Here is an 11,772-nt window from a genome sequence, read left to right on the forward strand (position 1 = left end):
TCCCTTTTGGTGTGCAATTGCACACCCTACGCTTTTATGAAATGGTAGAGGTACTCCCTGTTTCCCTCTTTGCCTGCCAGGGTTGAGAGTGCCTGAAACTCTTCTTCCCATCCCAGGCTTAATGCCTCTGCTTCAAAAACCTCTTTTTTTCTGGCAATAGCATCGAGATCCTGCACCACACCTCTGCTGTCTCTTTTGGCATCTTTACCCACTTCGAACTGTGGTTTGTACAGAATGATGATATCAGTACCCTTTTCTGCCAAACGGTCAATATCGGTCATGATCTGCAAAATAGAGATGAATGAAACATCACAGGTGATCATTTCATAGGCTGTTTCTGCGTTGAAATCACGGATATCCGTCTCCTCATATACACTGACCCTCTCATCGCTGCGTATGGAAAGATGCAATTGCTCTTTCCCCACATCCACACAGGTGAGCGAAGCAACACCATTCTCCAGTACGATCTGGGCAAAGCCTCCTGTACTCGAACCGATGTCAAGTGCATTTTTCTGCGCTATCTTGACAGGATGTTCGGCCAGAAAACTTTCCAGTTTTCTGGCAGCACGACTGACATAGAACTTTGCATCTGCTACTTCAACCTGTGAATTCGCATCGATCTTTACCGAGGGTTTCGCCTTTTTGCCGTCTACAGTCACTTGTCCGCTTTTAATAGCCTCCAACGCACGGTTACGGCTCTCAAAATAGCCCTCTTCTACCAGATATTTGTCCAGTCTCACAGCATTGCCCTCATTTCATCTTCCGTCAGGGTCGGTACTCCCAGACTTTCCGCTTTCGCCAATTTTGACCCGGCATCTTCTCCATAGATCACAAAATCAGTTTTCCTGGATACAGATCCACTTACTTTTGCTCCCAACTCCTCAAGCATCTCCTTGATCTTCCCACGGCTCTCACTCATTGTTCCTGTCAGCACTACAGTCTTGCCTTTGAAAGGGTTCTCTTTGGCTTCCACTTTCTCTTCAACGGTAGGCTGTATTATTTCAAAAAGTTTAAGTACCTTTTCCCTGTTGACCCGCATAAATTCCAATAAGGAATTGGCCATCTCTTTACCGATACCGTCGATGGCTACGATCTCTTCATACTTCGCATCAACGATACCAAGACCGAATTCCAGCGCCAGAGCCCTGCTTGCCACTTCGCCGATATGCTCAATGCCCATCGCGTTGATGAGCCTGTGGAGCGGTACCCCTTTCGTCGCAGCAATAGCATCGAGCAGATTGTTGATCTTCTTCTCTTTGAAACCCTCAAGATCAGCCAGGTCTTCATAGGTCAGGCTGTAGAGGTCCAGCATATCGTGTATCTTCCCCTCTTTTACCAGCTGTTCGACGATCTTGGCTCCAAGTCCGTCGATATCCATACAGCCTTTCTTGGCAAAATGGATGATGGCGTTGACCACTCTGTCAGGGCAGGAGAGATTCTGGCATTTGATCAGAGCACCCTCATCCAGCAATTCACTTCCGCAGGTAGGACAGTGCGTCGGTCGTTCGACCGGTATTTCATCCCCGGTTCTTCTTTCCACCAATACTTTGGTGATCTTGGGAATTACATCTCCGCTTCGTATGATGATCACATGGTCACCGATACGGATGTCTTTACGCTCGATCTCGTCAAAATTATGCAAAGTGGCACGGCTGACCAGCGCTCCTTCTATGTTCACCGGTTCTATCTCAGCCACAGGGGTGATCACTCCCGTACGGCCGACCTGGAGCGTGATCGCCCTGATTTTCGTAACCTTTTCGACAGCCGGGAATTTGTAGGCACACATCCACCTGGGGAACTTCACCGTATACCCGAGCTCTTCCTGTTTTTCGATCTCATCAACCTTTATGACCATTCCATCCATCATCATGGGGATCTCGTCACGTTTGGAGATGAGGAATTGATAGAATTCCTCTATGTCGTCAATAGTTTTGCATGCCTCATGGTATGGCGGCCTCAAAAAGCCCTGCGCATAGACAAATTCCATCTTTTGCGAAAGCCTCTTGTATTCAAGCATATTCTCCCCGACTCCCCAGGGATAGAAGACGAGTCTGCGTTTTGCCGTCACAGAAGAGTCAAGCTGCCTGAGACTTCCCGCGGCGGCATTGCGCGGATTGGCAAAAGGGGACTCCCCTTCTTTGAGACGCTCTTCATTGATCTTCTCAAAGTCATCTTTACGGATGACCACTTCACCGCGTATCTCTATCAGCCCCGTATAGTCGATGAGAAGCGGTACAGAGCGGATGGTACGCACATTGTCGGTCACCTCCTCCCCCACAACCCCGTCACCACGCGTAATGGCGCGCAGAAGCTTACCATCGTCATAGAGCAGATTCATACTCGCCCCGTCGAATTTCGGTTCGCAGAAGTAGTCACACTCTCCTACGTTCTTCTCGACCCGGTCCAGCCACTCCTGTACCTCTTCTTTGCTGAAGACATCCTCCATACTCCACATACGCTTGATATGCTTTGCCTTGCTGAACTCGTCACGCACTACACCGCCAACCCGTCTGGTCGGGGAATCCTCCACCACTTTGTCGGGATGCTCTGTCTCATAATCGAGCACTTCATGATAGAGCCTGTCATACTCTTCATCGGTAGCAACAGGATTATCTTCCACATAATAGGCATAGGCCCATTTTTTCAGTGTTTTTACGTTGGCTATATATTCATCATAGGTCATAGTTTGTAGTGTACTTTCTCTTTTTTTCCATAGAATTTCGCCCCTGTATGCAAAAGATAGACATCATGAAATGCCTTGTTCCTTGCCAGAAGCTCTCTGGCTTTCATTCGGTATGCCGCTTTGGTTCCCTCTTTGGCTCTGGTTTCAAAACCGATCACATTCTGTCCCTTGGCCCTTGCAATGAAAATGGCCCGTTCCAGATGGAACTTTTGTGAAATGATTATATACTTTTTGAGATCAAAAATCGCTTCGGCTCGTACCATACGCTTATGCCAATGCTTCTTGAACAGCCAGGGCCTGATAATGCTCTTTGACATCGTGACATCGTACGATACTTGCACCGTTCTCCACTGCTTTAAGATGGATAGCCAGTGTTCCGGGAAGCCTCTCCTCCGTACTGGCAGGAATAATTTTGTCTATCATCGATTTACGGCTGGCCCCTATGAGCACTTCACAGCCAAAATGCCTGAAATGACCAAGGTTCCTCAAAAGAGTCAGATTATGTTCCAGCGTTTTGCCAAAACCGATACCTACATCGAGAATGATATCTTCCCGTTTCATCCCTGCCGCTTCACACCTGGCAATGCGCTCCTGAAAAAAAGTATCGACTTCAACCATCACATCCTCATACTGCGGATCATTCTGCATGGTTTGAGGCGTTCCTTTCATATGCATGATGCAGAGTTTCGCACCGTACTGCACTGCCAGTCTGATGATCTCTTCATTGGCGGCACCTGTAATATCGTTAATGAGTATAAATCCGCTTTCAAGTGCATACTCTACCACCAAAGGCGTATAGCTGTCTATGGAAAAGATGGCTTTTTCAAAAAGTTTTTCGGCAGCTATGGCATCACAGATGGGTTTGATACGTTCCAGTTCAACAGACGTACTTACCGGTTCTGCCCCCGGTCGGGAAGAGACCGCACCGATATCGATGAGTTCCGCCCCTTCTTCTATCATTTGTTCAATACGCTCTACTGCTTCACTCTCCTGAAACCTGCTGCCTGCAAAAAAACTGTCGTCATTGGCATTGATAACACCCATGATCTTTGTGGGATATATTTTAAGAGACAAAAACTTTTTAAGCTCAGCCGCAACGGCTTTGAGCCCGAAAGGCTGTGCCAGCTCTTTGCGGGAAAGCAGTTCCATATGTTTTCTGCTACCTATGAGAATACAGTCATAGGCAGGTTTTTCACAGAGTATCACACCGCCGGGTACAGCAAGCTCCGCACCGATACTTAGCGCATCCTGCTTTAGAATGTTTGCCGCAGGGGTTTTGAGGTCCTTGATATAGAAATAGAAAAGCTCCATTTTCTTTGCCATAATGGCAATACCGCCGCTCTCCACACCCAGTCTTCTCAGTGCAGCTTTTTTGTCTGCAATATTTCCAAATTTATATATATACATATCAACCCTTTATCAATCACACGAAGTGTGCCTTCTGTCATGGCGAACACCCTTGCACCCCACTTACGCTTTAGCGACGGAGGGTATCGGAATTTAGCTCCAGAAAAGCGAAGCGATTCGAGAGCCATGACGATTTTTTTGCTTCGTTTTTTTCTAAAAAAAATGAAGAGAGAAACAACGCCTCAAGTCAAATAAAAGGAAATACAAAAAAACAAATATAAATATTTTACCGTTTTTTTCTTGCCAAAAGTTTCAACAGCAGCGTAGTCAACACAAACTGCGAAGGAGACCCCACATCAAGCGCTATAAAAGCGTTGGAAAAGAGTATCAGTGTCTTTTCATCCAGATCATACTGCTGCGACCGTATAGCCTCTTTGGAAATGCTCTCTATCAAAAGCTTCATCGCTTTGGCATCGGTACGTTTATGGGACTGAATAAATTCATAAACCGTTGCCAGACTGAGCTGCGGCAGGTCCAGCCCCAGGTCTGCCTCGGTTCTCTCTTCATTGAGGACTACAATGGGCAGACGGGAACGAATAGTGGAGAGGATGGTTGCTTTGCTCGGTGTGACAAGAATGAATTCTTTTTTGGCCGGCGGCTCCTCTATGACCTTGAGCAGTTTGTTCTGAACGATGGGGGTGAATATCTTGGCGGCAAGAATGATGACCGTTGTCTCTTCGCTCGCCATATAGGCTTTTTCTATGACCAGCCTGGCATCATCGACAGAGAAAGCTTTTTCACCTTCGATTATCTTGACGATACGTTCCGTTGTCACGGCAGATTCAAGTGCCAGAATCGTACCTTCAAGATCGTTACTGATGAGTATCTGGCTGTGTAATCTCATCTTCAGAGTTCCAGATCTCCAAAGAGTGCTGCAGAAAGTGTCGCATCGAAAAGCTTATAGAGCTGCAGCAGTTTGATATCCAGAAGCGGGTCCGAGGAACGGAAAGCAAAACTGTTCTGAACCTCTTCATCCATGATCCAGAGAAAACTATCCTCATTTCTGTAGGCTATCTTCGTATAGGGGTGGTCACCTTTACCAATGTACCAGATATAGTATCCGTTGGGGTAGGAGATCTCGAACATATCTTCAAGCAGCTGTATATTTTCTGTGGATTTCAGAGATTTGAGACTGGGAAAACACTTATTCAGACTATAGACAGGAAGCAAAGGCCTGTTCTTGCCAAGATCGTTGACACTGTTGATGATATACTGTCCGAACCATTTATGATGCTCGTCCGTCACGACCAGTACGGTCTTGCCCTCAAGCATCTGTGAAACGGCCGATTTCACCAGAGGGGCCCACTCGTAACGATACTCTTCCATCCACGAGAAGTCAGATTTCTCGTTTCGTATCGTTTCAAGGGTCCAGGCCAGCAGTTCTTTCATCATCTGATATTATTTATCCAGTCCGTAGGCTTCATGCAGCGCACGGATGGCCAGTTCGCCATACTTCTCATCAATGATCATCGAGATCTTGATCTCTGAAGTGGAGATCATCTGAATGTTGATGTTGCTGTCCGCCAATACGGTAAAGGCCGTAGCCGCAACACCCGAGTGTGACTTCATACCCACACCGACCACAGAAACCTTACAGACATGCTCATCAAAGTCCACACCCTGGATCTCATGGTTAAAGGTCTCTACCAGCTTTTTGGCATTCTCCAGTTCACTTTGGGGAACGGTAAACCCGAGGTTGGTCAAACCGTCCGTTCCGACATTCTGAATGATCATATCTACATTGATGTTCGCATCCGCCAGTGCAGAGAAGATCTCCGCCGCGATCCCCGGTCTGTCCACGACACCCCTGAGTGTTACCCTTGCCTGATTTTTATCCAGCACTACACCGCTGACCATGACTGCTTCCATATTCTCATTCTCCTTCGTTATCAATGTACCTTTGTCATCACTGAAACTGCTTTTTGCATAGAGTTTCACATTCAACTTCTTCGCCAGTTCAACCGAACGGTTCTGCAATACTTTGGCCCCCAGCGAGGAAAGTTCAAGCATTTCGTCATAAGATATGGTATCGAGTTTTTTGGCATGGGGCTCGATACGCGGATCGGTCGTATAGATACCATCCACATCCGAATAGATCTCACACTGATCTGCCTTCAGTGCAGCAGCCAGAGCAACAGCGGAGAGGTCCGAACCTCCACGGCCCAGCGTCGTGACCGAACCGTTCTTATTGATCCCCTGAAAGCCTGCTACGACTATTATCTTCCCCTCTTTGATGGCATTCTGCATCGCTTTGGGGTCGATCGATTCGATCCGTGCATAGGTATGGGTATCATCTGTAACAATCCCTGCCTGGCGCCCTGTCATGGCCTGGGCATCATAGCCTTTGGCCTGCAGTGCAATGGCAAGCAGTGCTGCAGTGATCCTCTCACCGGAGCTCAACAGCATATCCATTTCTTTCTTTGCAGGACTCTTACTGAAATGTTCCGCATACTCTATCAGCTTGTTCGTCTCACCACTCATGGCTGAAACGACAATAACCAGGTCATGCCCCTCATCCCGAGCTTTGGCCACACGGTTCGCTACATTCTCAATGCGGTCCAGTCCGCCCACGCTTGTACCACCATACTTCTGTACGATCAACATAAAAATATTTCCTTACTACAAATTTACACTGTTTTAGAACAGTACTCTACGTCTTTAGATTAAACCCTCTTTAATGAAGTGATCTATTACTCTGCGATACACTTTACGTTTAAAATAGGTCACCTTTTGGAACAGCTCATCATACTTGACAAACGTATACTCTTTAAACTCCGGGATCTCAAATGCCTGCAGGTTTATCTGTGCATCCTCTTTGAGGCGGACCAGAAAATATTTCTGTGTCTGGCCGTCAAAAGGGTACACTTTCCCCCTTGCTGTTTTAGGAAAATCGTATGTGATCCACTCTGGGAATTCCCCCAGTATCTCAACGTTGTTGCATCCTATTTCCTCAAGCAGCTCTCTATAGAGTGCATCTTCAGGCGTTTCCCCCTCATCGATGCCGCCCTGGGGGAACTGCCACGCATTTCTGATGTCGGTTCGATGTGCGACGAAAAACTCACACTTTTCCGGATATTTAGAAGAGAGTATGACGGCTGCAACATTGGGCCTGTAGCTCTTTTTGTTTTGCATACTAATAACTCATCTTCGATAATTTTTTAAAAATGAGGTCTCTTGACATGAGACCCCCTCCAATTTAGAGACAAACTCCAAAATTTCTGATATGATTCTATCTAAAATTCGGTTACAGCCATTTGAAAAGAGTATAAAATATTGTTAGCCTATATTCACATTCCCTACTGCGACTCCAAATGCCACTACTGCAGTTTCAACTCCTATGTTGACAAGTTTGACACACGCAGCGACTATATGCAGGCACTCTACAGTCAGCTCGCATTTGAACTGGAACGTTTTGATGCAAACAAAGGGAGTATCGAAACCCTTTTTATCGGAGGAGGAACACCTTCAACAGTCCTACCGGAACTTTACGAGCCGATCTTCGAACTGCTTAAGCCCTATTTGCGAAAAGATGCGGAGATCACTACCGAAGCCAACCCCAATTCCTCCACAGAAGCCTGGCTTTCAGGGATGAGATCACTCGGTGTCAACCGCATCAGTTTCGGTGTACAGAGCTTCGATGCAGACAAACTCAAAGCACTCAACCGTGCCCATACTCCAAAACAGGCCAAAAAAGCCGTACTTGCTGCCAAAGAGCTTGGTTTTGAACACATATCGCTTGATCTTATCTATAACTATCAGGGAGATACAAAAGAACTGTTATCGGACGATATCCGACAGGCATTTGAACTGCCTGTCGACCATATTTCTGCCTATGAGCTGACCATTGAAGGCGGGACAAAGTTCTCTTCTACTCCCGAAGCGAGACAGGAGAATGAGACACTGGCATTCTTTGTGACTAACGAGATCAGAAAACGGGGATTTACCCCTTATGAGATCTCCAATTTTGGCACCTATCAGAGCCGTCACAACAAAGGCTACTGGAAACTGGAAAATTACCTTGGTGCCGGTGCCGGGGCTGTCGGTTTTCTCAGGGATACCCGCTATTACCCGCAAACAGATATCGACAGTTATATTAGAGATCCGTTGCAGATCACCGAAGAGCATCTCAGTCAGGAAGAGTTGTTGACCGAGAAAATATTTTTGGGTCTGCGCAGCAATACCGGTATTGAAAGATCGATCCTGACTTCAGAGATGAAAAAAAGGGCAGACTTGCTTTATAGAGAAAAAAAACTTGAATATGATGGAAGCCGCTACTATAATAAGAATTTTTTCCTCAGCGACGAGCTGGCGCTCTATATTTTAGAATAATTTGATAAAATACACCCAATCAATTTAAAGGCATTCGATGTTTGGCATAGGTTTTACCGAAATACTTCTCATCTCTATCATTGCGATCCTCTTTTTGGGACCGGATAAACTTCCTGAAACAATGGTTCAGATAGCAAAATTCATCAAGGGGGTCAAAAAGACCGTTGGTGATGCAAAAAGTGCACTCGACGAAGAGATGCGCATTGCCGACCTGAAAGAGGAAGCGCTCAATTATAAACAACAGCTCGACTCTGCGACCGATGAGCTTAAAAGCTTCAAGAACATCGGCCTGGACGACATGGATGATCTTCTTCACGATACCGATACCGACGGGACAAACAAACCTGCCAAAGGCTCTCCTCCGGCAGATGAGGCACCCGTCACTCCGGTAGAAGCCCCCAATGATACAGTGACCTTCAAGAAAAAATCCAAAAAAAAGAAAAAGACCGACAAAGAAAACGATGCCGGCAGTGAAAACAAAGCTGCAAAAAAGAACAAAAACGAGAAGAGTGAGGACAAAGCCTGATGTTTGATGATCTCCGTCCCCACCTGGTCGAGCTGAGAAAAAGGCTCGGGCTTTCTGTCCTTTCCGTTTTTATCGCATTCATTATTGCTTTTACTTTCCATAACCAGATACTTTCCTGGATCACACAACCGCTGAACAACGCCCTTGTTGAAGTAGGACGTATCATCGAGTCTCAGGAAAAAGCGACCTGGACCATGAAGTCTGATGAAGTCAATGTAACGAAAACTCCGGCCGTACAGGCAGCTGAAAAACTGAAGGACAACCTCTACGAAGCAGCCAAAGCAGCCGACCCTAAACTGGCTCCCCTGCTCAAGAATGCAGCCGATGCAGCCGAATCACTCGATAAGATCATCACAAAACGTGATGTTGAATCAGCACGCCCGAACCAGCACAACTTCGAAGGAAAGATCACAACCCATCAGGTTGGTGGTGCCTTCTTCGTTGCGCTGAAAGTGTCTTTCTTTGCCGGGCTTCTGGGTGCCATGCCTTTCATTCTCTATCAACTCTGGCTTTTTATCGCTCCGGGGCTCTACAGCAATGAGAAAAAAATGGTTATTCCCTTTGTGGTCGGCGGTTCGGTCATGTTCTTCATCGGGGTTATGTTTGCCTATTATATCGTTACACCGTTCGGTTTTCAGTTCCTGATCACCTTCGGGTCTTTCCTCTATACCCCGTTCATCAACATCGAGGATTACGTAGGCTTCTTTACCAAAATCATGCTGGGCTTCGGTGTGGCATTCGAACTGCCTGTCTTTGCCTATTTCCTTGCCCTGCTTGGCCTGGTAACGGACCGTACGCTGATAGACTTCTTCAAGTATGCCATCGTCATCATCTTTGTGCTTGCCGCGCTCCTGACACCGCCGGATATCCTGACGCAGCTGTTGATGGCCGCACCGCTTGTCATCCTTTACGGTATCTCCATTCTCATCGTTCGTATGGTCAATCCGGAGAAAAGCGAAGATGACGGAGAGGATGAAAAAGAAACAGAAAGCAAAGAGACAGCATCCGAAAAGTTGCTTCCCGATGAGTTAGACAAACCGTAAATGTTCCCCAATGAACTCTCGGCAGAACTGCTGACAAAGAACTACGATTATGAACTCCCGGAGGGGTTCATAGCTACAGAACCCGTGCACCCCAGAGACGATGCCAAACTACTGGTGTATGACAGGAAGAGTGATACGGTCACTCACACTACTTTCAGACACCTGCTTGATTTTCTCCCCGAAACATGCAGTATCTTCCTTAATGACACACGTGTCATCAAAGCACGCATCTTCGGACACAAGCTCTCCAAAGATGGTCAGGGGGGAGGCAGAGTGGAACTGCTTTTCAACAAACCTCTGGATGCCCACCGTTATCTCGTCCTGATACGTGGCAAGGTCAAAGAAGGAACGCAGCTTCTTTTTGACGACAGCCTGACAGCAACGGTCACAACCCTCAACAAAGATGGCTCGCGTATCGTTACTTTCACCCGCCACGGCAAAGAGATACGCTTCGAAGAACTGGTACAAATACTCGATGAGATCGGTCATATTCCCCTGCCTCCCTATATGCAGCGAGAGGACAATGCTGAAGATGAAAAAGATTATCAGACCCTCTTTGCCAAAAATGCCGGAGCAGTTGCCGCGCCTACCGCCTCCCTGCACTTTACCCCTGAACTCTTCGAAGCGTTACAGCAGAGGCACAAAACACACAAGGTCACACTGCATGTCGGTGCGGGCACTTTCAAACCCGTTGAAGCGAAGAAAATACTGGACCATCCGATGCACTCAGAATACTTCGATATTCCACCGGAAGCAGCAAAAGTACTTGACAGCGACACAGAGATCCTCGCTATCGGTACCACTGTGACAAGGACCATAGAGTATTATGTCCGTACAGGCAAAAAAGAAGGAGAGTGCGACCTTTTTCTCAACCCGCACAATCCGCCTCAAAGAGTCACCCATCTACTCACCAATTTCCATCTGCCCAAAAGTACGCTTATTATGCTCGTAAGTAGTTTCATTGGAAGAGAAAAAACGTTACAATTATATAAAGAGGCTATCGAAAAGAACTATCGTTTTTTCTCGTACGGGGATGCGATGCTCATACTCTAAAGGAGTTTCAATGAAAACAGCAGCTTACCTATATTATTTTTCTTTTCTGCTCATTTTGGCATTTCTCTTCAGCGGATGTTCACCCAAACCCTACAGCTATCCAAACTATGATATTATCGAACCCAAAAAAGTATGTCAACCCAACAGGGAGAACATTCAGAAACTGCTTAACCAGTATTTGGGAAAACCCTATATCTGGGCAGAGGAAGGGCCTTACGCCTTCGACTGCTCTGGTCTGACCTACAATATTTACGGATCAATGGGGGTACAGTTGCCAAGAACCGCCTGTGAACAGGCAAAAGTGGGAAAGACCGTTGCATTCAAGGATCTTACATACGGCGATCTCATCTTCTTCGGCTCAACAAACAAACGGAGCAAACGCATCAACCATGTGGGTATGTACCTGGGTGGCGGATGGTTCGCACAAGCCAGCAGCAAGCACCGAAAAGTAGTGATCAGCAGCTTTGAGAAAGAACCCCGGTACAGGAAGCGTGTCAAAATCTGCAAGCGATATATGAGCAAAGATGAAAGAGCCTTTTATATGAACTGCAGTGCACCGTTGAAAAAAATGAAGATCTCGAGTACCTACGATACCACTCCATGGCAGCCGGGGATGACAATCCCAAAAAAGGCAGTACCGTCAAGAGGATAAAGGCTGTTTTAAAGCCTTTACTCTATAATGCATTTTAATAAAAATTTAGCAAAGGCAGATGGAATGCTGATATCCAGGC

Annotated in this window: 13 protein-coding genes; 5 read left to right on the forward strand and 8 right to left on the reverse strand. The window is 46.6% G+C overall.

Annotated elements, in window-relative coordinates; translation table 11 throughout:
* Positions 1–26: 26 nt before the first annotated feature.
* The 8 genes from tlyA to YH65_RS08945 all read right to left on the reverse strand — a co-directional run bounded on the left by tlyA (position 27) and on the right by YH65_RS08945 (position 7,222).
* The gene (gene tlyA, locus YH65_RS08910) at positions 27–740 is read right to left on the reverse strand and encodes a 23S rRNA (cytidine-2'-O)-methyltransferase TlyA (RefSeq protein ID WP_046551549.1); all 714 of its coding nucleotides are present in this window, start codon (positions 738–740) and stop codon (positions 27–29) included.
* Entirely contained in the window at positions 737–2,683 is a 1,947-nt protein-coding gene (ligA, locus tag YH65_RS08915; RefSeq protein WP_046551550.1) for an NAD-dependent DNA ligase LigA, read from the reverse strand. Before ligA ends, tlyA begins: the two co-directional genes overlap by 4 nt.
* Positions 2,680–3,000: a hypothetical protein gene (locus YH65_RS08920; protein WP_245609188.1), complete on the reverse strand. Its 321-nt coding sequence runs from the start codon at positions 2,998–3,000 to the stop codon at positions 2,680–2,682. The genes ligA and YH65_RS08920 overlap by 4 nt, the downstream gene beginning before the upstream one ends.
* Positions 2,951–4,090 (reverse strand): dihydropteroate synthase, encoded by a 1,140-nt coding sequence (gene folP / locus YH65_RS08925; RefSeq protein WP_046551552.1) that lies wholly within the window; start codon positions 4,088–4,090, stop codon positions 2,951–2,953. Before folP ends, YH65_RS08920 begins: the two co-directional genes overlap by 50 nt.
* 226 nt (positions 4,091–4,316) lie before the next feature.
* Complete coding sequence (locus YH65_RS08930) at positions 4,317–4,934, reverse strand: DNA polymerase III subunit delta' (RefSeq protein ID WP_046551553.1); 618 nt, start codon at positions 4,932–4,934, stop codon at positions 4,317–4,319.
* A gap of 2 nt (positions 4,935–4,936) precedes the next feature.
* Positions 4,937–5,482, reverse strand: a complete 546-nt coding sequence (locus YH65_RS08935; RefSeq protein WP_084722063.1) for a HobA family DNA replication regulator — start codon at positions 5,480–5,482, stop codon at positions 4,937–4,939.
* Between the two features lie 6 nt (positions 5,483–5,488).
* Entirely contained in the window at positions 5,489–6,694 is a 1,206-nt protein-coding gene (locus YH65_RS08940; protein WP_046551554.1) for an aspartate kinase, read from the reverse strand.
* A gap of 54 nt (positions 6,695–6,748) precedes the next feature.
* Entirely contained in the window at positions 6,749–7,222 is a 474-nt protein-coding gene (locus YH65_RS08945) for an RNA pyrophosphohydrolase (protein ID WP_046551555.1), read from the reverse strand.
* Between the two features lie 141 nt (positions 7,223–7,363).
* On the opposite strand from YH65_RS08945, the gene hemW reads away from it, so the two are divergent.
* From hemW to YH65_RS08970, 5 genes are read left to right on the forward strand one after another with little or no spacing between them, the layout of a single operon-like run.
* The gene (gene hemW, locus YH65_RS08950; RefSeq protein WP_046551556.1) at positions 7,364–8,419 is read left to right on the forward strand and encodes a radical SAM family heme chaperone HemW; all 1,056 of its coding nucleotides are present in this window, start codon (positions 7,364–7,366) and stop codon (positions 8,417–8,419) included.
* A 37-nt stretch (positions 8,420–8,456) separates the two neighbouring features.
* Positions 8,457–8,945, forward strand: a complete 489-nt coding sequence (tatB, locus tag YH65_RS08955; RefSeq protein ID WP_046551557.1) for a Sec-independent protein translocase protein TatB — start codon at positions 8,457–8,459, stop codon at positions 8,943–8,945.
* Positions 8,945–9,988, forward strand: a complete 1,044-nt coding sequence (tatC, locus tag YH65_RS08960) for a twin-arginine translocase subunit TatC (protein ID WP_046551558.1) — start codon at positions 8,945–8,947, stop codon at positions 9,986–9,988. The genes tatB and tatC overlap by 1 nt, the downstream gene beginning before the upstream one ends.
* The gene (queA, locus tag YH65_RS08965) at positions 9,989–11,041 is read left to right on the forward strand and encodes a tRNA preQ1(34) S-adenosylmethionine ribosyltransferase-isomerase QueA (RefSeq protein WP_046551559.1); all 1,053 of its coding nucleotides are present in this window, start codon (positions 9,989–9,991) and stop codon (positions 11,039–11,041) included.
* A gap of 10 nt (positions 11,042–11,051) precedes the next feature.
* Positions 11,052–11,693: a C40 family peptidase gene (locus tag YH65_RS08970; protein ID WP_046551560.1), complete on the forward strand. Its 642-nt coding sequence runs from the start codon at positions 11,052–11,054 to the stop codon at positions 11,691–11,693.
* Positions 11,694–11,772: the final 79 nt, after the last annotated feature.

Source organism: Sulfurovum lithotrophicum (assembly GCF_000987835.1).
Lineage (GTDB): Bacteria > Campylobacterota > Campylobacteria > Campylobacterales > Sulfurovaceae > Sulfurovum > Sulfurovum lithotrophicum.